Here is a 23163-nt window from a genome sequence, read left to right as displayed (position 1 = left end):
ATTTACGTATATTGTGCGATGCCGTTTCCGAAAGACCAGTTTTCCTTTGCAACTTCGACGAGGCTGATAAACAGGTCTTCGCGACGCAGTCCGATGCGTGTATGCAACCCATCGGCCAGCGCCTTGTAGAACGTGCGCTTCATGTCGATGTCGCGCCCGGCATTCAGCGTGATCTGCACGATTACGCAGTCGCGCGAGCGGCTAATGCCGAGATAGGTCGGATCGGCAATGAAATCGCTGGGCTGGTACTCGCTGATCACCATAAAGCGGTCATTCTCAGGCACTTTCAGGGTGCTGGTCATCGCCTTGTAGACTTCGTCGGCAAGGGCGCTGCGGTATTCGGAAGATTGTCCTGCGAGCAGGTCGATGCGTACGAGCGGCATAAGGTGGCTCCTCGGTAAGGTGGTGCGCGTGCTCCGTCAGCCCATAATAGATGACGGCGGAAATGTATTCAATAAATGCTTGTCGTAATTTATTCGTATGAAGAGCGGAGCTGCGGAGTCAGGTCCCGCACAGTCGGGCACCATGCGTGACTAGCCGGGAGGCGCGCGCAGTTGTACATCAGGATACACATCCGCAACATGGCGACATCGTCCGGCATAGCCGCGGTGCGACACTTCAGTTCCACAGATGGAGTTTCAAATGACGACCACCACCTATGAAGGATCGTGTCACTGCGGCAAGGTCAGGTTCGAGATCGACTCTCCGATCACACCCGCGGTGCGCTGCAACTGCAGCCTGTGCCGGCGCCGCGGCGCGCTGATGACGCCGACCTTTGCCGAGGCCAACCTCCGTATAATCAGCGGCAGCGAAGACCTCGCGGTCTATCAGTTCAATACACAGGTGGCCCGGCATTTCTTCTGCCGCCACTGCGGCGTCTATCCGTTTCATCAGACGCGGAAAGACCGGGGTCTATGGCGCGCCAATATCGGTTGTCTGCACGGAGTCAATCCTTATGCCCTTGACGCGACCGTCAGTGACGGTGCCAGTCTTAGCCTCGCGGGCGACGTATGAATCGCCTCGTTGCATCGTTGTGCCTGATCTTCAGCCTGGCTGCCATCGAGCTGGTCCGCCCTTTGAGCTGCGCGTGCGCGTACTCCGACATGCAGACGAAGCCGCGCGGCGGAAGAGGGGCGGCTAAATGGAGAAAGTCGAGCACGTGCTGATCGTCGATGACGACCGCGAGATTCGTGAGCTGATCGGCACCTACCTGCAAAAGAACGGCGCAAGGGTGTCCAAGGCCTGCGGCGGTCGCGAGATGTGGGCGGTGCTGGCTAGCGAGCGGCCGGACATCATCGTGCTGGACGTGACGCTGCCAGGCGAAAACGGACTTGATTTGTGCCGCGATCTGCGGGCCGGTCAGTGGCGCACGATTCCCATCCTGATGTTGACCGCGCTCGGCGATGAAACGGACCGCGTGGTTGGCCTCGAGGTCGGTGCGGACGACTACCTGGTCAAGCCCTTTGCGGTGCGCGAACTGCTCGCGCGCATTCGTGCGATTTTGCGCCGCTCGCGTATGGCGCCGCACGGCTTCGAACGTGCGGAGTCGCCGCAGTTTCTGGTGTTCGGCGAATGGAAGCTCGATACGATCGGCCGTCATCTGCTGGACGTCGAGGGCACGATGGTCGCGATAAGCGGCGCGGAGTATCGGTTGCTACGCGTATTCGTCGATCATCCTCAGCGCGTGCTCACGCGCGACCAGCTGCTCACGCTGACACAAGGCCGGCAGACCGAGCCGTTCGACCGCTCGATCGATCTGCTCGTGAGCCGTCTGCGGCAGCGGCTCAAGGACGAGGCGAAAGACCCGCGCTACATCAAGACGCTGCGCAACGAGGGCTACGTATTCTCGGCTGCGGTGACGCCGCAGGAAGGTAACCAGTGAACGTCTCGGGTTTGTTCAGAGGTCCGCGCACGCTGTTCGTGCGTCTGACGCTGATCTTTTTCGCGGGCCTCGCGCTCGCGCAGTTTCTCGCGTTCTGGGCGACGATGTCCGAACGTGACGACGCGCAGACCACATTCATGATCAGCAATCTCGAACGTGACGTCGCGACCGCGGTTGCGCTGCTCGATCGCGTGCCGGCTGGCGAGCGCCCTGAGTGGCTGCCGCGGCTGATGCGGCGCAACTACAGTTTTCTGCTGGGTGCCGGCGTCGGTGGCGCGGCGCCTGATGCGAAGCTCTCCGAGCAGATCGGCGCGGCGATCGAGCGCAGCATCGGCCAGCGCTTTCCTGTTTCGGTGAACGCGGTGCCCGATACGCGCGAACATCTGCAAGCGCATCTGCAATTGAGCGACGGCTCGCCGCTTACCATCGATATCCGTCCGGTTGCGCGCATTCCGCTGTCGTACGGGTTACCGGTGGTGCTGGGCGTGCAGCTGGTGGTAATCGCGCTATGCGCATGGCTTGCAGTGAGACTCGCGACGCGGCCGCTTATCCAGCTCGCGCGCGCAGCTGACACGCTCGGCCCCGATATGACCACTACCCGGCTCCCGGAATCCGGGCCTGACGAAGTGGTGCATGCAGCGCGAGCGTTCAACGCGATGCAAGCCCGTATCCGCCAGTACATGAAGGAACGCATTCAGATTCTCGCTGCGATCTCGCACGACCTGCAAACTCCGATCACGCGGATGCGTATTCGCACGGACCTGCTCGACGACGCCGCCGAGCGGATCAAATTCCAGCAGGATCTGACCGAGATGGAAACACTGGTGCGCGAAGGCGTGGCCTATGGGCGGGCGTTACATGGCGCGGCCGAGCCGCCGCGCCGCGTCGATCCGGACGCGCTGCTCGAAAGCCTCGTGTCCGACTACGAAGATGCCGGCGCAAAGGTCACGTTATCCGGATCGATCGGCACGCCGATCGTCACGCGTCCGGTAGCGTTGCGCCGCATTCTCGCGAATCTGCTCGATAACGCGGTCAAATTCTCCGGCGCTGCGGAATTGACGACAGCGGTGTCAAACGACCGGCGGATTTCGATCAGCGTGCTCGATCGCGGGCCAGGTATTCCAGCGGACCAGCTCGAAACCGTTTTTCAGCCTTTTTTCCGGCTTGAAGCAGAAGGGCGGCCGCGCATCGGCGGCAGTGGGCTGGGGCTGGCAATCGCGCAGCAACTCGCGCTGGCGATGAACGCAACCCTCGAATTGAGGAATCGCGCGGGCGGTGGGCTCGAGGCCACGCTCGTGCTGGAAAAGCCTTTCTAGACCGGTCGGTCGCAACGGTGCTCTTTCCAGCGCATCGCCGGGAAACACGCTGAGGGGTTCCGCAGAAACGACGATGCCTGCAGCCATGGCGGCATGCAGGCATCGCGTGCAGCGGTGGCCGCATCGCGCGGCGGCGACGCTCATTTAGCTGCCAAAGAAGATATTGCAGAAGCTAACCGGGCCGACGCACGTTTGCGAAGGCATCGAGTACGTCGTGCGCTTGCCGGAATCGGATTTGCCAGATTCGGACATGCCGCCGACCGCATCATTCGTTTGCGCGGTCGCCGTCGCTATCTGGCTAGCGCCGACTTTCGCTTCGGCAGCCTGAATGTCTTGCGGGTAGCTTGCGTCGGCGGCAGTCAGCGGGTTATAGCCGGCCTGTTCGAGTTGCACCAGTTCGGCGCGCACCTGGGCGCGAGTGAGGCCTTGGTCCGCGCCTTGCGCGAAGCTCAAAACCGGAACGGTGAGTGCAGCCGCGGTGACCAGAAGCGTGGCGATCTTTTTCATGATGTCATGTCCAATAAGTTGTGTGAGTCGTTGCGCGGCGCTGGCGGCGCACCGCTGAGACCAAACGGCTGCCCGATTAGCCGCCGAGGTACGGGTTGCAGAAGCTGACCGGGCCGACGCAATTCGCCGCCGTGCTGGTTGCGTTGAGCGCGGTGCGGTGGCCCGATTGGCTCGTGCCCGTCGTGCCGGCGCCGACGCCGCTATCGTTGCGTTGTTGCATGCGCGCGACCTGTTGCTGGTAGATCGGGCTGACATCCGGGTACGACGTTTCGGTCACGAAGCGCGAGCCGTTGTTCTCCGCTTCGATCAGTTCCTGACGCACTTGTGCGCGGGTCTTTTCCGCCGCCGATGCGCTGTTGACGATGCCAAACGACGTGAAGGCGATCAATGAAAGGCCGATAAGCGTTTTCGCGTTCATTTTGAATTCCTAAGTAGAGTGAAAATATTGTTCCGTTTCATCGGGACGAACACGGGGTGTTCGCGTTTTATTCCAGCTGTTCCGGCTGCGCTGCGGTGCAAGCGTCAGGCGTTACGAGGAGCAAAACACCGTATCGTCTGAATTTATTCCCGTCTGCAGTCACAAGCGTTTGGCTGCGTGCTACGTAGTGACAAACAAGACCCAACCTTTCTTTATTCCCACTTTTTTTACCGATGCGCATTCAGCGCCGGCGGGGGGCGGCGGATTGAGATTGATCGAAGCGAGGACGGCGGTGGAAGGGCGGGCTTGGAGGCGGTGGCGCAGCGATGTGCGATGCGTCTGGAGGCACGCCTGCAGGCCTCATGGAACGGTGCGAAAGCCGATTTGCGCCGCTCGGGCGCGCTCGACTATCGACACGATAGGGATAGGCTACGGCGTGGTGCTTTGCTGTTGCAGCGCTTGCACCCGTTGCCTGAGTTCCGGCGTATGCAGCAGATTGCCGGGCTTCAGCAAATGCCGGACTTCGACCATCAGCCGGTGAAGGTCGAAGTCGTCCGCGGCGAGCCGCATGATAGCCGCCTGGTACTCGGCGCTTTGCTGCATGTCGGGCGGGCGAACGCCGGTCGTTTCCGGGTAGGCGAGGTCGATCGACGCGGCTGTCCGCCACGGTGTATTCGCGAGGTTGTCTATGCCTTCGAGAAATTCCGGCGCGATCGTTTGAAGCGCATCCGACTGGCCGCTCGCCGCGGACAGTAGCGATTCCAGCAATAGCGCCTCTTTCGCGGCGACCGTCATCCCCTGCCCGAACATCGGGTTGATATTGCAGGCAGCGTCGCCGATCGGTAGCAAGCCGATCGGGAAATCGGCGATGCTCGTAAAGTGGCGTCGACGGCTTTCGGGGTAACCGTAGCGGATGACCGGCGATTCCCGGCGCCCCTTGCGCAAGGCGTCGCCGATCGTACGCGTCGGTAGGGCATCGGCGAACGCAAGAAACGCATCTTCTTCGACGGGCGGCAGGTCGCCGAGGCGGCCGCCGAGCACGACGTCCCACAAGCCGTGCTCGCGTACCGACAGTAAACCCATGCGACGTTGTTCGGGCGCTTTGCCAAATGAAATTGCCACTTTGCAGTCCGGCTCCGCGCCGCGCGGAAACGTGTAGACCGCCGAACCGTAGGTGATATCTGCACCAATCACGGTTTCGTCCGGCATCGGGCGACCGGTTGCCTTCAGGTACGCGAGCGTTGGCATGCCGCGTCCGCTCGCGTCGACGACCAGCGTCGCGCTCGATGCGTCATACCGGCCTTCTCGTGTTTCGAAGCGCACGCCCGCGACTCGATCGCTCTCATCCGCAACGATTTCGGTCACACGGCATGAATCGCGCAACGTGACGTTCTGCCGCTTCAGCAACTGCTCACGCAGTAACCCTTCGAGCAGCGGCCGCGACAACAGATACGTGTACACGTCCAGCTTTCGGCGTGGCAGATCGGGCATGCCAGCCAACTCGAAACGGACATCCGCACCCGCATCCGACTTTTGCGCGCCCGCCGCCAGGAGGTGAGCCTCGAGGCCAGGAAACAGTTCGCACAGCGCGGCCGAACCGCCGGAAAGCAGTCCGTGCAGATGCCGGCCTTGCGCGACTCCGGGCCTTGGACGCGGATCCGACGGCAACTGGTCACGCTCGAGCACGGTCACCTGCCCGAAATGACGGGACAACGCCGCTGCCGCGGCCAGCCCGCCGATGCCCGCGCCGATCACGATCGCGTGTTGTTCAGAGAAGCGATTTTTCATTTCGGGTCCGTAAATCGATGAGCCGATCAGCAACGCGAACCGCCGATCCGCTACTGAAACACCTGCGGTTGACGTAACACTCGCTGTTCATGTAACACCCAACGGGCAGGCTTATTCCTCGATCCGCTGAACGACCGTGCTACGACATCCTATGCATCGGCATGAATTTCGCTCATCGTCACGAGGGCGTTCGGCAAAAGATGCGATCCGGTGAACGCTTGTGCGCGATGTCGATCCGGTACGTCGGATAGAATGAGGTCCCTTACATCGCCTATCGTTGGTGAACGGATGGGAGTGCGACGCGAAGATGGAAGGTAATTGGAAGTTTCAGCTCAGAGTCATCATGTCGGCGCGCCTTGCAGCCGAGTTGCGCGGTGACCCTTCGTGCGCGGCGCACGCTGCGCTTCATGACGTACTGCGCCAGCATGGTGCGTCGATGATGTGCGTGTACGACTCGTTCGCCGAATATGTGGACGAGGCCGAACGCGTCGGGCCGGAGCACTATCCACTCTACGAGTGGACGCGCGACACGATCGACAACCCCGAGAAGAAGGCGAAGTACCTCGAAACCTTCACGGTCTACGTCGGCGACGAAGCGGTCTACGACCGGCAGGTGGCCGATTCATTGCAGACGGCGCTGTCCGTCCTCGTCGATCGCTCGGAAATCAAGGACATTGCGCGGGTCGATACGAATCCTGCAAGCCGGCAGCCACCTGCGACACGGCATTAGAGCGAACGCCAGACGGTCTTGTCCTTTATGCGTGAACGCGTGCACGGCCAGCGCCGATTCGCCGACTCACGTACCATTCCGGACGCGCACGCCAGGCGCGACGGGGTGTCGTTCGGCGCTGGCCACGACCGGCCATGCGGGTCTTTGCGAAAGTTTTGTGACAACGCTTCGCCCGTTGGCCGAACCGCCGATGCTCGCGCGCCGCGGTCGATGCGTGCGCGCGACTGACGAAAAACAATCTGAATTCCGGAGAAACACAGATGAAAGCAGTGGGTTATTACGAGCCTCTCGCCATCACCGATCCGAAGGCGCTGATCGATATCGAACTGCCGGAGCCGCAAGCGGGCGAACGCGATTTGATCGTCGAGGTTCGCGCGGTATCGGTGAACCCGGTCGATACCAAAGTGCGCAAGAGCCGCAAGGCCGAAGGCAATGTGCCGGTGGTGCTGGGCTGGGACGCGGCGGGCGTCGTGCGCAGCGTTGGTTCGAAGGTCACGCTGTTCAAACCGGGCGATCGCGTCTGGTATGCGGGCACGCTGATGCGACCGGGCACCAACAGCGAACTGCACGCGGTCGATGAGCGCATTGTCGGGCGCATGCCGGACAGCATCGACTTCGCGGCGGCCGCTTCGTTGCCGCTTACCGCGGTGACCGCGTGGGAAATGCTGTTCGACCGGCTGCAAGTGCCGACGCTCGGCGACACGGCCAATGGCGGTGCGCTGCTGATTACCGGCGCCGCCGGTGGCGTCGGCTCGATCATGGTTCAACTCGCGCGCAAGTTGACCGGGCTGACCGTGATCGGCACCGCGTCGCGCGCGGAAACGCAACAGTGGGTGAAGGATCTCGGCGCGCACCATGTGATCGACCATGCAAAGCCGATCGCCGAAGAGATGGCGCGCATCGGCGTTCGCGAAGCGCAATACATCGCGTCGCTCACGCATACCGACCAGCATTTCGCGCAGATCGTCGAGGCGCTTGCGCCGCAAGGGCGGTTGAGCCTGATCGACGACCCGGAAATGATCGATGTGCGCTTGCTCAAGCGCAAGAGCGCGTCGCTGCATTGGGAATTGATGTACACCCGCTCGCTTTATGACACGCCCGATGTGATCCGGCAGCACGACATTCTCTGCAAGGTCGCCGAACTCGTGGATAGCGGCATGCTGAAGACCACCACGGGCGAGCATTTCGGCAAGATCAACGCGGAGAACCTGCGGCGCGCGCATCAACTGCTGGAAAGCCATCGCGCGAAGGGCAAGATCGTGCTCGAAGGGTTCGGACAGTAACCGGCTCGCGGGGCGTTCGCTTCGTTGCGTGTGCAACATTCGTGACACGGTGCATGGGTTCGCTAGCTCCGCGCCGTTGCAATGAAGCGAATGCTCTGGTTGATCGTGCAACGATATGAGCCGCGCGGGCTGTGCGGTGTCGGCACCGTTTGCGGCGAATGCGGCGCCTGCAATGCGCGCTGCAACGCGGCTATGTGCCGCGAAAACTTGCAAATAGCCTGTCATTCAGCCTGTCATTCGCGCTTTGTTCGAACGCCGGTTGACACGTTATCGTAACCATCGTCGAGATTAACGGTTACATGCAGGTTACGTGGAAAAGGCGAGACGCAATGCTGTAAATTGGCCTTCGTTCACCACGCGTACCCACAGGTTTATTCCTTCCCGACGCGCTGCCGCGCACCGCGCAACCATTGCATGACGGGCCTATACGCGAGTATGTGGCCGCTATGCAGATGAACGATTGGACGACACTCACCGACAATGGCCGGCTTCGCAAAGGATGTCTAAGCTTGGTTCATAGGGCCTGACATCCGCGGCCCGTTGGGTCTGGAGGCTGTCATGCTGAACGTTCTTCATCATTGGATCTACATCGGAAGCAACGCGTACGACGAGTACACATTCGTGCCGTGGCTGAACAAGAACGTGTACCGGCGTACCGTCGATCTGAGCCGGATCTGCATCCAGTAGGCGTACCGGCCGCGCGCGCGGCGCTTCGCATGCCGCACACGCACGACCGATGGCGTGATTGACTGGGCGTTGACGGACTGTCAACATGAAGCGCTTCTGCACAACGAGACTCCACGCTTTGCATGCGCGTGCCCCAACACCTGAATGCGCTGCGAGCCTTCGAAGCCGTAGCGCGCCACCTGAGCTACGTGGGCGCAGCGGACGAATTGCATGCCTACTATGTGGTGCACCGGAAAGAAACCGCGCAGACGCCGCCGATCGTTGCGTTCAAGGAGTGGATGATCGACGAAGCGGGTCACCGTTAGACGGGGCGCAGCGGCCGCAAAGCTGCCGGTGCTGCAAATACGGCAGTCTTACAATAGACTGTGCGCTGCGCGCGGGAACAGAGGCGGACTGTCAGTCCAACCGGAGCTCCGATTCCGGGATCGATCCCAGGTTCAATCACCCGCGCGCGAGGCGTCGGCACGACGAATCGCATAGTGCAAGATGGCGCCTCTTTTGTCATAACAACCGGATAAAAGCGGGGGGCGTGTTGCAAAGGGTGATCCACATACGGCCATGGCCATGTTTCGCGGCGCTTGCGTTGACGCTGATGTTTTGCGCGAGCAGCGTTGCCGCGCAGCAGAAGCCGGATGCCACATTCCACAGCGACGACCCGATGGCCGTGCGCGCCGCGTTGACCGGCAAGCCGGAAGACGCCGGTAAGCGTTCGGTGACGACCCGCCTGCGCGAATTCGTCGCCGAGCTGCCGCATCGCGCGTCGCGTGCCCACGCCGCGTCCGGCGTCGACCCTCAGGAGCGCAGCTTCGTGTTCGTCGTGAATGCGCCGCTTGGTATTCTTTACCAGGCGCGCACACGGCTCCTGAAAGTGGACGTGCCGCTCGCCGACGACGACCGGCCCGGCTACATTGTGCTGAAGAAAACGGTCACCGGATCCAGCGGCCGGCGCCTCGTGATTGCGCCCGACGCGAAGGCGAAAGGCTACGTGCAGACCGTCGACCGAATCGAGCTGGTAACAGCAGGTAAGCGGGCCACCGCGCAGGGCCGGCTCAAGCTGTCGAAGTCCGCATTCGACGCGGCCAACGGCGATTTCGCGATTGCGCTGGTATGTCATCTGGTGCCGCCGTATCTGACCGACCGGCACGATCATCAGGACCCGACCGACGACGAACCCACCGACATCACGACGCGCACGTCGACGCTGCACGCGGATGTCGATGAGGTCTGGCTGATCGACGTCAGCGACGGCAGTGTGCTGTCGACGAAGCTGCGCCTGACGAAGTAGCCTGCTGCTACGGCGCAGCGGCCTGCGGCTGGTGCAACGAAGGTGCGAAGACGGTAGCGGCGGCAATGCGGCGGCCGCGCGCGCCGCACTTCACGTGGCGCTGGGCGACCCCCGCACCGCGAGCTTGTCCACCAGGAAGTCGACGAACGCGCGCACCCGCGACGACAGGTGCCGTGCATGCGGGTACAGCAGAATAAACGGCCGCGAGCGCCCCCCCTTATCCCGCAGCACTTCGACGAGCCGTCCTTCACGCAAATCGCTTTCGACCACGAACCGGTACGTCTGAAACAGACCGGCGTCGTGACGCGCGAGCGTCGCGCCGGCCAGCACATCGCCCGACGCGCCGTAGCCGCCATGCGGCACCAGTTCGAGCTCTTCACCGTTGTCGTTGAAAATCCACGGGACCGGACGGCCGCTACTCGGCAATTCGAACTGGATGCAATCGTGCATCTGCAACTCGTCGATCGATTGCGGCGTGCCCGCGCGCTTCAGATAGGCGGGCGACGCGACAATCACCAGTTCCGCGTCTTCGAGCTTACGTGCGATCAGGGTCGAATCGACCGGCGCCTTGCCGCGAATCGCCAGATCGAACGCTTCATCGGCGAAGTCGATATTGCGGTTGCTCAGGTGCGTTTCGACCTGCACGTTCGGAAAGCGCGCGCGAAACTCGGCGAGCACTGGCAGCACCCGATAGTGCCCGTACGGTGTCGGCATGCTGATGCGCAGCAGGCCGCTCGGCGTGGTCTGCTGGCCGGTCACTTCGCGCTCGGCGTCGACCAGCTGATTAAGCGCCGCCCGGCATTGTTCGAAATAGTGGCGCCCGGCGTCGGTCAGACGGATCTGGCGCGTCGTGCGTACAAAAAGCCGCACACCGAGCCGTTCCTCGAGCCGCGCAATCGAGCGGCTGACCGCCGCCGGCGTGACGCTCGCGGCAGTCGCGGCCAGCGTGAAGCTGCCGAGTTCCGCGGCAAGGCAAAAGAGTTCGATGCTGCCCAGCAGAAGGTCGTCGAATTGTCGTTGCATCGGGAGGGCCTCGGGCGCTGTTTTGCCGCGGTTTACGGGGTGTCCGAGCTTACCACTTGCGTGACGCCGCGCGAGCGTCGACCCTCAGCACGAGGCCGGCAGCCGGGAACTGCGCATCGGTCAGATCGAGCACCCGCATCGGCCATCAGGAAGCGAACTGGAATTGCTCGAAGCTGTGCAGTCTGCTTTCGATTGCGGCCTTCAGCGGTTGCCTTTTGCGCGTGCCGATCCAGCTCCATTGCTGGATTTGCAGCGCGCGGCGCTCGCGATCGGCCTTCAGGTCGATTACCGCGACAATTTCGCCATCGACAAGCACCGGCAACGCAAAGTAACCGTACACGCGCTTTTCCTTCGGCACATACGCTTCGAAGCGATGTTCGTAGCCGAACAGCAGACTGAGCCGTTTGCGCTGGATGATCAGCGGATCGAACGGCGACAGGAGATGCACGCCTTCCGCTTGCGCGGGAATCTCGGCCAGTGTTTGCGGTGCGGCCCAATGCTCGATCTTGCCCGCGCCTTCGATCGTCACCGGCACGAGCAGCCCCTTTTTCACGCGCATATCGATTGCCGCGCGCACCAGCGGCTTGCGTTTCGCGTTCAGGTGACACACCGAGTCGAGGCTCACCACACCCTGCGAGCGCAATGCGCGCTCAAGCAGATAATCGGTGGTCTCTTTTTCCGTTGCGCGCTTCGGCGGCCGCTCCCAGTTGAAATGACGGTCGATCAGCTCGTAAGTCTTCAGCATGCCAGAGCGTTCGCTGACGGTCAGCTTGCCGATAAAGAACGCGAGTTGCAGCGCGCGTTTCGATGGCTTGCGGCTTGCCCACGGGTGGTCTTTTTCGACCGGGATATCGTCGTCGATATCGCGGATCGACAACGCGCCGTTCTTGCGAATGCGCGTGACGACTTTGCGCAGATCCGCCGGCGTGACCGAGTTGAACCAGGTCTTCGGCGTGGTCTGATGCAACTTCATATCTGCGAGGTAGTACTTGAGGTCGCGGGTCGGCACGTACGACAGCGCATGGGTCCAGTATTCGAAAACCGTCTTGTCGACGCTTTGCGCCTGATACAGGTGCTCGCGCCTGTACTGGGGGATGCGGCTCCACAGAATATGGTGGTGGCAGCGCTCGATCACATTGATCGTATCGATCTGCACGTAGCCGAGATGTTCGATCGCGGCGAGCGTTGCGTTCGCATCGGCGCCGAACGGCTCCGGCGTGTCGAGCCGCTGCGCGTGCAGCCAGATGCGTCGCGCGTCGGCTTGCGTGATGGCGGCGGGAGCAGGCAGGGTGGACGTGCGCGGCATGATCGTCTGATGGCGATTCGGCTTCGATTGGCTTCGATTGGATTCGCTTGGATTCGCTTGGATTCGCTTGGGCATGCCGATTTTACGCAAAACACCGCCGTCGCGTGCAGTGTGCTCGCAGCGGCGGTGTTGCAGTGCGGTGTGCGAAATTGGAACGCGTGCGTCACGCTTGCCAAAGCGCACGACGAGCAAATCGTTGGTTGCGTCCGCAACGGTAAGCTAGATCTGGGTCATGAAACGGCGTCGCGATCGGGCCGGGGCTTACCGCGTTCACGCGGATGCCGCGCGGCGCCAGTTCCGCGCCGCGCGAACGGACGAGGGAGCGCACCGCGGCCTTTGTCGCCGACAGGATCGACAAGCCCGGCGCGCCGACTTCACTTATCTTTCAGCTTCATGATGCTCTCCATCCGTTAGTGGAAAAGCGCAAGTGAATTGGGCTTTCAGTGAAAGCACTATCGGTTTTGCGGCGCTTTGTCGCAAACGAGAAGAAGTCAGCAACCGGGATAGAAAAGCTTTTGCGCCCCGGAAATGGCAAGCCTGGCGCGGCAGAGCGGGTGCGTACGCGGGTGAGGGCGGCGCAACACGCGGCCGGTATACCCGTCTCAAGCAGTAACGGAATTAATAAAACCCGAACGCGCCCTTAAGAAATAACAACTTCGAAAAGCCCGGCGCGCGGTGCATAGTTGTCACCAAACCCGCATATTGGCTGGAGACACGCATGTCAGAACCGAATCCGTCACTCGACGCGTGGGTAGGACGCAGCGAATCCCACGACGACTACCTGTGCGCCTATCCCGTCACCGCGCTGGCGGCCACGCTCGAGCGGGCCGTCCCGCCGGGCGCGGTCCCGCCGCTTTGGCACTGGTTGTACTTTCTGCCGGTGTCGCCGTTTTCCGCAGTCGGCGCGGATGGTCATCCGAAGCGCGGCGGCTTTCTGCCGCCGGTGGCGTTGCCGCGGCGCATGTGGGCGGGCGGCCGCCTGACTTTCCACGCGCCGCTCGAAATGGGCGATATCGCGACACGCACATCGACCATCGAAAAAGTCAGCGAAAAGGCCGGCCGCACCGGCAAGCTCGTGTTCGTCACGGTGTCGCACCGCGTTGCGCAAGCGGGACGCGTCGCGGTTGAAGAAGAGCAGGACATTGTCTATCGCGATCCGCCGTCGCCGTCGGAGGGGGCCAGGCAAGCCGAGCGGGCGCCGGACGGCGAACGCTGGAGCCGCGAGATTCATCCCGACCCGGTGATGCTGTTCCGCTACTCGGCACTGACCTTCAACGGTCACCGGATTCACTACGACTACCCGTACGTGACGAAGGAAGAGGGCTATCCGGATCTGGTCGTGCATGGGCCGCTGATCGCGACGTTTCTGATCGACCTCGTGCACCGCGAGCAACCCGATGCCGTCGTGCGCCGGTTCGAATTTCGCGCGCAGCGCCCGACCTTCGCGAATCGTCCATTCACCGTATGCGGTGTGCCGTCCGCCGACGGCAAGACCGTCGAACTCTGGGCGAAGGACCACGAAGGCTATCTGACGATGCGCGCGACCGCGCAACTGGCCTGACCGCCTCCACCGCTGCGCCTGACTTTCAACCGATTGCTGTTATTCGATCATGCAGACCACCCATTCAGATTCATTCGCCGACATCCGCGAAGCGGTGCGCGACTTGTGCCAGCAGTTCCCCGCGGAATACTTCCGCAAGATCGACGAAGCGCGCGGCTATCCGGAAGCGTTCGTCGATGCATTGACCAAGGCCGGCTGGCTCGCCGCGCTGATTCCGCAGGAATACGGCGGCTCGGGCCTCGGCCTGACTGAAGCGTCGGTGATCATGGAAGAGATCAACCGCGCGGGTGGCAACTCGGGCGCGTGCCATGGGCAGATGTACAACATGGGTACGCTGCTGCGGCACGGTTCGCAGGAGCAGAAGCAACGCTATTTGCCGAAGATCGCGAGCGGCGAACTGCGTTTGCAGTCGATGGGGGTGACCGAGCCGACCACCGGCACCGATACGACGAAGATCAAGACGACCGCGGTGCGGCGCGGCGATCGTTATGTTGTAAACGGCCAGAAGGTATGGATTTCGCGCGTCCAGCATTCAGACCTGATGATCCTGCTCGCGCGCACGACGCCGCTTGCGGATGTGCAGCGCAAATCGGAAGGGATGTCGATTTTTATCGTCGATTTGCGCGACGCGATCGGCCATGGGCTGTCGGTGCAGACGATTGCGAATATGGTCAATCACGAGACCAACGAGCTGTTCTTCGATAACCTCGAAATTCCCGCGGAAAACCTGATCGGCGAAGAGGGCAAGGGCTTCAAATACATTCTCGACGGACTGAACGCCGAACGAACGCTGATCGCCGCCGAATGTATCGGCGACGGCTACTGGTTCGTCGACAAGGTCTCGCAGTATGCGAAAGAACGGATCGTGTTCGGCCGACCGATCGGGCAGAACCAGGGCGTGCAGTTTCCGATCGCGCGCTCGTTCGTCAATGTCGAGGCGGCCAGCCTGATGCGTTTCGAAGCGGCGCGCCGCTTCGACGCGCAGGAGCCGTGCGGCGCGCAGGCGAATATGGCCAAGCTGCTCGCCGCGGACGCATCGTGGGAAGCGGCCAATGCGTGTCTGCAATTTCACGGCGGGTTCGGCTTCGCAAGCGAATATGACGTCGAGCGCAAGTTCCGCGAAACACGCCTGTATCAGGTTGCGCCGATCTCGACGAACCTGATTCTGTCGTACGTGGCCGAGCATATTCTCGGTCTGCCGCGTTCGTTCTGATGGAGCCGATCATGCGACCTCTCGATGGCATCAAGATCGTGACGCTCGAGCATGCGATTGCCGCGCCGTTTTGCACGCGGCAGCTCGCGGACCTCGGCGCACGCGTGATCAAGGTGGAGCGCCCCGGTGCCGGCGATTTTGCGCGCGGCTACGACGAGCGCGTGAATGGGCTGTCGTCACACTTCGTGTGGACAAACCGCTCGAAGGAAAGCTTGACGCTCGACGTGAAGAACCCGGACGCGGCGAGCATTCTCGCCGCGTTGCTGGCCGATGCGGATGTGCTGGTGCAAAACCTCGCGCCGGGCGCGGCCGAGCGGCTTGGGTTGGGCTACGACGCGTTGTCGGCCGAGCATCCGAAGCTGATTGTCTGCAATATTTCCGGGTATGGTGAAAACGGCCCGTATCGCGACAAGAAAGCGTATGACCTGCTGATCCAGAGCGAAGCCGGTTTCCTGTCCGTTACCGGTTCGCCGGACGCTCCCGCGAAAGCTGGTTGCTCGATCGCGGATATCGCGGCGGGCATGTACGCGTACACGAACATCCTCAGTGCGCTGCTGATGCGCGGCCGCACCGGCAAAGGCTGCCGGATCGACGTATCGATGCTCGAGAGCATGGTCGAATGGATGGGTTATCCGATGTACTACGCGTTTGAAGGGCAAACGCCGCCCGCGCTATCCGGCGCATCGCACGCGACGATCTACCCGTACGGTCCGTTTATGGCCGGCGACGGCAGAATCGTGATGATGGGCCTGCAAAACGAGCGCGAATGGCGGCTCTTTTGCGACGATGTGCTCGGTCAGCCGGAACTTGCGACGGACGAACGCTTCTCATCGAACTCGAAACGCAGCGCCGCGCGCGATGCATTGCGCGAGATTATCGTGCGTGCATTCTCCAGCATGAGCGCGGCGCAGGTTATCGAACGGCTCGACAACGTAGGTATTGCGAACGCGCAAATGAATTCGATGCAGGACGTATGGGCGCATCCGCAATTGAAGGCACGCGAACGCTGGAGTTCGGTGCGCACGCCTGCCGGTGAGGTGCCCGCGCTGCTGCCGCCGGGGCTTGGCGAGAATTTCGCGCCGCGCATGGATGCGGTGCCCGCGCTTGGCGAGCATACCGATTCGATCTTGCGCGAACTGGGCTACGACGCCGCGCGTATCGCCGCGCTGCGCAGCGCGAAGGCAATCTGAACCGCGCCGAACTGAACGGCATTCCCGAACGAACTCCGGAGACACACAATGACTTCCACCCCAGCGGCCGCGACTGCAAGCAGCCCAGGCAACCAGAGTGAAGTGCTCGCTGCCTTTGCGGCCAATCTGGCATTCGAGCGCATTCCGCGTGAAGTGGTCGATCGCACCGTCAATCTGTACGTCGACTGGCTCGGCTCCGCGCTCGCGGGCAAGGGCGCGCGACCCGTCGAAAGCATCGCCCGCTTTGCGCGCGTGACCGGGCCGGACGACGGTCCCGCTGAGGTGCTGGTCGACGGCAGCCGGACGTCGCCGTTTTTCGCGGCGATGGTGAACGGTGCGGCGTCGCATTTCGTCGAACAGGACGACGTGCATAACGGTTCGGTATTTCATCCGGCCGCGGTCGTGTTTCCGGTTGCACTGGCGCTCGCGCAGCAACTCGGCGCATCGGGCCGCGAGATGATTACCGCAGCGGTGGCGGGCTACGAAGTCGGCATCCGGATCGGCGAATTTCTCGGTCGCTCGCACTACAAGGTGTTTCATACGACCGGCACCGCGGGCACCGTTGCGGCGGCGGCAACCGCCGGCCGGTTGTTGAAGCTGTCGCCGGCCGCGATGCTTGACGCGTTTGGTTCCGCGGGTACGCAAGCGGCCGGTCTCTGGGAGTTTCTGCGCGATGCCGCGGATTCGAAGCAACTGCATACCGCGATGGCCGCTGCAAACGGCCTGATGGCGGCGGAACTCGCGGCCGATGGCTTCAAGGGTGCAAAGCGCATTCTCGAAGGCGCGAAAGGCATGGCGGCCGGTATGTCGAGCGATGCCGATCCGGCCAAGCTCGTCGATCGGCTTGGCGAACGCTGGGCGACCGTCGAAACGTCGTTCAAATATCACGCCGCGTGCCGCCATACGCATCCGGCTGCGGATGCGTTGCTCGACGTGCTTGTCAAAAACAAGCTGAAACCGCAGGAGATCGAGCGCGTCGTCGCACATGTGCATCAGGGCGCGATCGACGTGCTGGGCGCGGTCGTCAAGCCGCAGACTGTGCACCAGGCGAAGTTCAATATGGGCACGGTGCTCGCGATGGTCAGTCACTACGGCTATGCGGGTGTCAACGAGTTTGAGCAGCATTTCCTCGCGGACCCGGTTGTCGCGTTTCGCGGCAAGGTCGAGATGGCGTATGACGAGGAGGTCGATCGCGCGTATCCGGCGCGCTGGATCGGCAAGGTCAGCGTGACCCTGACCGATGGGCGCGTGCTGCACGGCCGTGTCGACGAACCGAAGGGCGACCCGGGCAATACGCTGTCCCGCGATGAGATTTCGACGAAGCTCAGGCAACTGGTGAAGTTTTCCGGCGCGCTCGGCGACGCGCAGGTCGAGCCTCTGCTCGATGACGCGTGGCGCATTGTCGAGCAGGAGCGGGTTGGACGCATCGTCGGCGGCGTCGTCGGCAAAGCGGCGGTTGCCGCATGAGCGCGCCGTGCTCGTATCTGTTCGTGCCGGGCAACCGGCCCGAACGTTTCAGCAAGGCGCGCAACGCGGGTGCGGATGCGGTGATCTTCGATCTCGAAGATGCGGTGCAGCCCGCTGAAAAAGCGCTCGCGCGCGACGCGGTGCTAGCGGGGCTCGATGCCGCGGCGCCGGTCTATGTGCGCATCAACGGCGCGCAAACCGAATGGTTCGCCGACGACATCGCCGCGCTCGCCGCGCATGCTGGCGTCGCCGGCATCGTGCTGCCGAAGGCCGAAGACAGCGCGTCGATCGCGGCGATTCGCAAGCTCGCGCATGCGCGGCTCACGGTTTCGCCGATCATCGAATCGGCGCGGGGCTATGCAAGGCTTGATGAAGTGTGCGGCGCCGAATCGGTCGACCGCCTGATGTTCGGTACGCTCGACTTCCAGGTCGATCTCGGCATGGAAGCGCACGAGGACGAACTGATCGCGTTCCGTTCGGGCATCGTGCTCGCGTCGCGGCTTGCCGGTCTGGCGGCGCCGGTCGACGGCGTATCGACGGTCATTGACGATGCGCAATCGATCGAAGCGGACGCACGCCATGCGCGGCGCCTCGGCTTCGGCGGCAAGCTGTGCATTCACCCGAAGCAGCTGGCGGCCGTGCATCGCGCATATGCATGGAGCGAAGCGGAATATGATTGGGCGAGGCGCGTGCTGCAAGCCGTCGCGCAAAGCGGCGGCGCGGCGGTCGCGCTCGACGGCAGGATGGTCGATATGCCGGTCATTCTGAAGGCGCAGCGCATTGCCGACACGCCGCGCCGCAACGACTGACGTATTCAGTTTTGCTGAATGCCGCGTTTGAAAAAAGCAAATTGCGTGGCCGCGGCTCTGACGGCACTCTTTCAACATCGTAGTACCGCATCGCCGTGCGCTCGGTGCACGCAAGTGCTCGCTCGGAAAGCACCGGCGAACGGTTTCGAACACAAACAAAACGGAGACGGATTTGGCTATCGTCAATTCGGGCGCTCGCCTCGATCGCCTGCCCATTACGTCGTTTCACTGGAAGATCCTGTTCCTGATCGGAGCGGGCGCCTTTCTCGACGCTTTCGACATCTATCTCGCGAACGGCGCATTGGCCGCGATGGTGAAGAGCGGGTTCACCGATCTGCACGTCGGCTCGTTTTTCATCTCCGCGACGTTTCTCGGCATGATGATCGGCGCTGGCTTGTCCGGCTATCTCGGCGACCGTTTCGGCCGCCGTTATTCGTATCAGGCGAATCTCGCGATCTTCGGACTGGCGTCGATTGCCGCGGCGTTCGCGCCCAATATTTACTGGCTGATTCTGCTGCGTCTGCTGATGGGCATTGGCCTCGGTGCGGAGCTGGTCGTCGCGGCCGGCACGTTGAGCGAGTTCGTGCCGCCCGGTACGCGTGGCCGCTGGATTTCGCTGCTCGCGCTGATCACGAACTCGGGTCTGCTCGGCGCGACCGCGATCGGTTACTGGGTGATTCCGCATCTGGGCTGGCGCTATATGTTCGCGATTGCCGGTGTCGGCGCGATGATCGTCTGGGTGTTGCGGCACCGGATGCCGGAGTCGCCGCGCTGGCTCGAGACGGTCGGACGCCTCGACGAAGCGGAAGCGACCGTTGCGGCGATCGAGCGCGAGGTGGCGGCGAAAGTCGGGAAGCTGCCGCCGGTTGCGCACGTGTTCAACCACGAAGCACCGCGTGCGCCATTTTCCGCGCTATTCGAGCGCGGCGTGATCGGCCGCACGCTGGTTGCCGCGTTGACGTGTATGGCGATCAATATGTCGCTGTATGGTTTTGTCGCGTGGCTGCCGACCTTCTTCGTGAAGGAAGGCTTGACCATCGTGCAGTCGCTCGGGTTCGTGCTGCTGATGTCGTTCGGCGCGCCGGCGGGTGCAATCGTCGGGTACTTTATTGCGGACCGGCTTGGGCGGCGCAACGGGCTGGTGCTGTTCTCGGTGCTGACGGTGGTGCTCGGTTATATCTATGTGCAGATGCGCGACCCCGCGGCCATTTCGGTGGTTGGCTTCGCGCTGGTGACGACGATCTACACCGTGTGCACGCTCGGCCTGTTCGGCTACATTCCGGAACTGTTTCCGACCACGCACCGGCTGCGCGGCACCGGCGTGGCCGGAACCTGCGGGCGCGCGGCGTCGATGTCGACGCCATACGTGGCGATTGTGCTGTACACACATTTTGGTGTGACGGGCGTCGTATCGATGGTCAGCGCGGTGCTGATACTGATGAGCCTCGCGATCCTCGTGTTGCGGATCGAAACGAGCCAGCAGACGCTCGAGGCGATTGCGCCGGAGATCGTACCGGGCGACGAAACAGGCGCGGTCGGCGTGGTCGTGAATCGGTCCACGCAGGTTTAGCGCGGCTCGCGAGTAACGCGGATGGTGCGAGTAACGTGAATGGCACTCCGACATCGGGCTAAACCGACCTTTGGAGTGCCTGTCATCAGCGTTCGACGAACCCGTTAGCCGCGCCGGCCAGATGCGTTGTCGAACCGGATCGGATCGTCCATGTACGCATTCAGCTTGTTGCGCGTCCACGGCTCGGGGTTGCCCACTGTCGAGATAATCCCCGTCGTCGAGCCGCCGCCGAGCAGCACGGCGAAAATACCGCGCAATGGGAAGTCGCTGTAAACGGGCCGGCTGATATCGAACGGCTCCGAGCGGATGAACATATCTTCGGCCGTTGCGCCCATATCGGCTGTGAACGCAGAAGGAAATTGCAGCGCGAGAATGGCCGGGTGCACGTTGTGATAGTCGGCGCCGATTGCCGGGTCACCGAGGATGCAACTGCCGCCGGTGCCCCAGTGCTGGCTATCGAAGTCCGCGTTCACCAGATCGCCTGTGTTCGGCGTGCGGCTCGCGGGAATCTGCCACGGCATCACCGGCAGTTTGAGCGCGCGGCTTAGACCCTGACAGAAGTCGAAATAGCGGTCCCATTCGCGTGGCCCGTAACAATAGCCGTTCACATAAGCGCGCTGGGTGAAATCGTCGGCTTCGTAGCGGTCGATTGCGAGGAAGTGCGGTTGCCATGGTCCGTGGTACACCGCCAGATTGTCGATATACGCGGCGGTTTGCTGCGCGATATCGAGCGGGTCCGCGTCTTCGTAGATCCATTCGGATCGGCCCACGCCCCACAAATTCACTTGCCAGCCGAAGACGATCTTCGGCGCGACCGTATAGAAGAGCCAGTTGACGGCGGCGACATAGCCGGTCACATCTTCGGTAATGCTGGACGGTATCGGCACGTCGACCGCCCAGTGATCCAACGCGGTCTGGAGCGGCGTGCGCACGGGCATTGCGTAGCTAGCCGAGATCCCGCCTTGCTGGCATGCGCTGATGAAATCCGGGTTCACGATGATCCCGGTCGGCACTGGATGCGCGCCGTCGATTGCCGTGTTGGCTGTGTTCAGCGTCAGGATCAGATTCGCGAAGCTGTGCGCGTGCTGATCGGCATTGGCAAGCATGCCGGGCGTGTTGCCGAGCGACAGGTTGCACGTGTACGAGATCATCACCGGCAGCACCGGCTGCCCGCCCAACGCCGTTTCGATGCTGCGTGCGAGGTTGATCGTGGTGGTGGTCGCGGGGTCGTTGGTGAGATAGGTGTTAGGGTCGCCTGCGCCATCGTTGCCGGCATACTTGAACACGGACGACGCGCGAGCACTGACGAAATCGGCCTGATTGCCCGGCGTCAGGTCCGCACAGCCGCCGAAGGACAGATACGGAGGAAACCCCGGCACGTTCAGGTTGGCCGATGCCTGGATCGATACTTCGAGCGGTGCGGGAGTTGCACCGGTGACGACCAGTTCGGCAGGGGTATCCACCGTGTACACCATACCGCCGAACAGGAAAGCCTCGGCCGAGACGGTATAGGTATCGGGTTTGACGGGGACATCGAAACAGGTCAGTTGCGTTTCGACGTCGATCGTCTGGGTGTAATTCATCGCACCGCTCGATAGGCGTAACGTGATCTGCTGCGTCAGGGTCGCATCGGCGGTTACGTGAACGGGAACGGTGACGAATCCTGTCGTGTCGATCGGTATCGCGTCGACCAGTAAATCGGTGATCGCGATCGTTTGCAGCTGGTTCGCGAGCACGATGTCGACGTGCTGGAAACTATAGTCGACATTGTTGACCAGGATGTCGTCGATTCTGAGCTCTGCGGTGCCGCTGGCAGGGAGCAGGCGCAACGATGTGGTCGTATTGATTCTGCTTGTAAACGCGGCGAGCGTGCTGTCGTTGGTCGTGTCGACCAGGGTGACCTTCAGCGTTTCTGTTTCAAGGCCGGTCAGTGCGCCGATCGCGATATCCAGCGCGCTCGAAAGTTGCGTCGCACCGAACGACACATTCACGGGGACAGTGGTGTTGGTGCTCACGGTAATTTCAGCGGGAGCGATGACTAGCGGCGCAATCACCGTCTCGTCGACTGTACTGACGTTGTCGCCTTGAATGGTGTAGTCACCTTGCGCGAGCGTCTGATTGACTGTCGCGCCGTATTCGAGTGTCACTGGCGTGATCTCGCTGCCGCGGATAAATTTCACAATGGGAGCGACTGCGGACAGTGCCGGGTCGGGCGCGGCCGAGCAGGTGACCGCGGCCGCGCCGCTTACATCAGGCGCTGCGTCCGCCGCAATGACGAAGGAACCGAGGTAGGCGTTCGGATCTTTCGTCAGATCGCCGTTCACGCCGATCGTGATGCGGTCGTTCACATCCATCAGATGCGACTGCGCGAAGTCGAGCGTCGCTGAAATGGAAAACAGGTTGCTGTCGATCTGAACCGACTGAACGGAGACGCCGGTACTTACCCATGATTGCGCAAACGACATGTAGATGTCGGTGTCACTGATGGCGGCCGGCGCATTGAACGTCATGGCCAGATACTGATTGACCTGCACGGCGCTCCCATCTTCATAACGAAGATCGGAGACGATTATCTGGCCGTACCACTGCCCGGCGCCGGACCCAATGACAGCGTCGTATTCGATTTTCATAGTGCCTCCCTGAAACATCAAACATTGAACAACTTCACCTGTCGTTGTTTTTACATCTTTGATAAATTTTATGAAAATTGGGATGGCTAAATAAAATGGATGGATGGTTTGCTTTCGTCATGGTTGAGTACGAACGATTATAGAAAGCGAAACAGAAAAGGGGCGATCAACCGGATTGATATATCTGGAGACGTTCAGAAACTGTTAACGAGGTGTGATCGCGCGCGGCACTGACGTGTTGTCTTACTCGAGCATAAAAAAAGAAGCCCCGAAGGTTGGAACTGCGTCCAACCTTCGGGGCGTGGGATATTGCGACAGCAGTATGGCCTAGGGGAGGGCGTTGACCAGTTCCGGTACTGACGCAAACAGATCGGCTTCCAGCGCGTAATCCGCAACACTGAAAATCGGCGCCTCGGCGTCCTTGTTGATCGCGACGATCACCTTCGAGTCCTTCATGCCGGCAAGGTGCTGGATCGCACCGGAGATGCCGACCGCGAC

General features: G+C 62.0%; 21 protein-coding genes and 2 pseudogenes. 14 read left to right on the top strand and 9 right to left on the bottom strand.

Going from position 1 to position 23163, the window contains the following annotated elements; genetic code table 11:
• Nucleotides 1-2: 2 nt before the first annotated feature.
• A complete protein-coding gene (locus BX592_RS28810) occupies nucleotides 3-383 on the bottom strand; it encodes a tautomerase family protein (RefSeq protein ID WP_134196695.1) in 381 nt (126 codons plus the stop codon).
• A gap of 259 nt (nucleotides 384-642) precedes the next feature.
• On the opposite strand from BX592_RS28810, the gene BX592_RS28805 reads away from it, so the two are divergent.
• The 3 genes from BX592_RS28805 to BX592_RS28795 all read left to right on the top strand — a co-directional run bounded on the left by BX592_RS28805 (nucleotide 643) and on the right by BX592_RS28795 (nucleotide 3198).
• Nucleotides 643-1014, top strand: coding sequence for a GFA family protein (locus BX592_RS28805; protein WP_134196694.1), 372 nt, complete (start codon nucleotides 643-645; stop codon nucleotides 1012-1014).
• 127 nt (nucleotides 1015-1141) lie between these two features.
• Nucleotides 1142-1882, top strand: a complete 741-nt coding sequence (locus tag BX592_RS28800) for a response regulator (protein WP_134196693.1) — start codon at nucleotides 1142-1144, stop codon at nucleotides 1880-1882.
• Complete coding sequence (locus tag BX592_RS28795; protein ID WP_243849772.1) at nucleotides 1879-3198, top strand: ATP-binding protein; 1320 nt, start codon at nucleotides 1879-1881, stop codon at nucleotides 3196-3198. Before BX592_RS28800 ends, BX592_RS28795 begins: the two co-directional genes overlap by 4 nt.
• 144 nt (nucleotides 3199-3342) lie before the next feature.
• Here the strand turns inward: BX592_RS28795 and BX592_RS28790 are convergent, their stop codons facing one another.
• From BX592_RS28790 to BX592_RS28780, 3 genes are all read right to left on the bottom strand, one after another.
• On the bottom strand, nucleotides 3343-3705 hold the full coding sequence (locus tag BX592_RS28790; protein ID WP_134196692.1) for a DUF4148 domain-containing protein: 363 nt from the start codon (nucleotides 3703-3705) through the stop codon (nucleotides 3343-3345).
• Nucleotides 3706-3781: 76 nt separating this feature from the next.
• Nucleotides 3782-4123 carry a DUF4148 domain-containing protein gene (locus tag BX592_RS28785; RefSeq protein ID WP_134196691.1) on the bottom strand — a complete coding sequence of 114 codons (342 nt, stop codon included), beginning with the start codon at nucleotides 4121-4123 and terminating at the stop codon, nucleotides 3782-3784.
• 429 nt (nucleotides 4124-4552) lie between these two features.
• Nucleotides 4553-5911, bottom strand: coding sequence for an NAD(P)/FAD-dependent oxidoreductase (locus BX592_RS28780; RefSeq protein WP_134196690.1), 1359 nt, complete (start codon nucleotides 5909-5911; stop codon nucleotides 4553-4555).
• Between the two features lie 343 nt (nucleotides 5912-6254).
• Here BX592_RS28780 and BX592_RS28775 point away from each other — a divergent pair, with 343 nt between their 5' ends.
• The 5 genes from BX592_RS28775 (at nucleotide 6255) to BX592_RS28760 (ending at nucleotide 9896) form a co-directional block, all read left to right on the top strand.
• Entirely contained in the window at nucleotides 6255-6641 is a 387-nt protein-coding gene (locus BX592_RS28775; protein ID WP_243849771.1) for a hypothetical protein, read from the top strand.
• Between the two features lie 260 nt (nucleotides 6642-6901).
• Complete coding sequence (locus tag BX592_RS28770; protein WP_134196688.1) at nucleotides 6902-7924, top strand: zinc-binding alcohol dehydrogenase family protein; 1023 nt, start codon at nucleotides 6902-6904, stop codon at nucleotides 7922-7924.
• Nucleotides 7925-8482: 558 nt separating this feature from the next.
• Nucleotides 8483-8611 carry a hypothetical protein gene (locus tag BX592_RS34950; protein WP_279589213.1) on the top strand — a complete coding sequence of 43 codons (129 nt, stop codon included), beginning with the start codon at nucleotides 8483-8485 and terminating at the stop codon, nucleotides 8609-8611.
• 122 nt (nucleotides 8612-8733) lie between these two features.
• A complete protein-coding gene (locus tag BX592_RS28765) occupies nucleotides 8734-8916 on the top strand; it encodes a hypothetical protein (protein WP_134196687.1) in 183 nt (60 codons plus the stop codon).
• Between the two features lie 278 nt (nucleotides 8917-9194).
• Nucleotides 9195-9896, top strand: coding sequence for a hypothetical protein (locus BX592_RS28760; RefSeq protein ID WP_134196686.1), 702 nt, complete (start codon nucleotides 9195-9197; stop codon nucleotides 9894-9896).
• A 90-nt stretch (nucleotides 9897-9986) separates the two neighbouring features.
• Here the strand turns inward: BX592_RS28760 and BX592_RS28755 are convergent, their stop codons facing one another.
• The 3 genes and pseudogenes from BX592_RS28755 to BX592_RS28745 form a co-directional block, all read right to left on the bottom strand.
• Entirely contained in the window at nucleotides 9987-10919 is a 933-nt protein-coding gene (locus BX592_RS28755) for a LysR family transcriptional regulator (RefSeq protein ID WP_134196685.1), read from the bottom strand.
• Nucleotides 10920-11064: 145 nt separating this feature from the next.
• Entirely contained in the window at nucleotides 11065-12225 is a 1161-nt protein-coding gene (locus tag BX592_RS28750; RefSeq protein WP_134196684.1) for a winged helix-turn-helix domain-containing protein, read from the bottom strand.
• A gap of 235 nt (nucleotides 12226-12460) precedes the next feature.
• A pseudogene (locus tag BX592_RS28745) lies at nucleotides 12461-12607 on the bottom strand (SDR family oxidoreductase); the annotation flags it as partial.
• 336 nt (nucleotides 12608-12943) lie between these two features.
• Between BX592_RS28745 and BX592_RS28740 the strand changes: the two are divergent.
• The 6 genes from BX592_RS28740 (at nucleotide 12944) to BX592_RS28715 (ending at nucleotide 20035) form a co-directional block, all read left to right on the top strand.
• On the top strand, nucleotides 12944-13786 hold the full coding sequence (locus BX592_RS28740) for an HTD2 family dehydratase (protein ID WP_134196683.1): 843 nt from the start codon (nucleotides 12944-12946) through the stop codon (nucleotides 13784-13786).
• Between the two features lie 49 nt (nucleotides 13787-13835).
• Nucleotides 13836-14999 carry an acyl-CoA dehydrogenase family protein gene (locus BX592_RS28735; protein WP_134196682.1) on the top strand — a complete coding sequence of 388 codons (1164 nt, stop codon included), beginning with the start codon at nucleotides 13836-13838 and terminating at the stop codon, nucleotides 14997-14999.
• Between the two features lie 11 nt (nucleotides 15000-15010).
• Nucleotides 15011-16189 (top strand): CaiB/BaiF CoA transferase family protein, encoded by a 1179-nt coding sequence (locus BX592_RS28730; protein ID WP_134196681.1) that lies wholly within the window; start codon nucleotides 15011-15013, stop codon nucleotides 16187-16189.
• Nucleotides 16190-16237: 48 nt separating this feature from the next.
• Nucleotides 16238-17656 (top strand): MmgE/PrpD family protein, encoded by a 1419-nt coding sequence (locus BX592_RS28725; protein WP_134196680.1) that lies wholly within the window; start codon nucleotides 16238-16240, stop codon nucleotides 17654-17656.
• Nucleotides 17653-18465 carry an HpcH/HpaI aldolase/citrate lyase family protein gene (locus BX592_RS28720; protein WP_134196679.1) on the top strand — a complete coding sequence of 271 codons (813 nt, stop codon included), beginning with the start codon at nucleotides 17653-17655 and terminating at the stop codon, nucleotides 18463-18465. The genes BX592_RS28725 and BX592_RS28720 overlap by 4 nt, the downstream gene beginning before the upstream one ends.
• 172 nt (nucleotides 18466-18637) lie before the next feature.
• Nucleotides 18638-20035 (top strand): MFS transporter, encoded by a 1398-nt coding sequence (locus BX592_RS28715; RefSeq protein WP_134196678.1) that lies wholly within the window; start codon nucleotides 18638-18640, stop codon nucleotides 20033-20035.
• 104 nt (nucleotides 20036-20139) lie between these two features.
• Here the strand turns inward: BX592_RS28715 and BX592_RS28710 are convergent, their stop codons facing one another.
• The gene (locus BX592_RS28710) at nucleotides 20140-22665 is read right to left on the bottom strand and encodes a hypothetical protein (protein WP_134196677.1); all 2526 of its coding nucleotides are present in this window, start codon (nucleotides 22663-22665) and stop codon (nucleotides 20140-20142) included.
• 327 nt (nucleotides 22666-22992) lie between these two features.
• Nucleotides 22993-23163 (bottom strand): annotated as a pseudogene (locus BX592_RS28705) (FAD-binding protein); the annotation flags it as partial.

The organism is Paraburkholderia rhizosphaerae, assembly GCF_004366595.1.
In the GTDB taxonomy this organism is placed as follows: domain Bacteria; phylum Pseudomonadota; class Gammaproteobacteria; order Burkholderiales; family Burkholderiaceae; genus Paraburkholderia; species Paraburkholderia rhizosphaerae.
The sequence above is the reverse complement of the archived record's forward strand: the minus strand, read 5'-3'. Positions and strand labels throughout refer to the sequence as shown.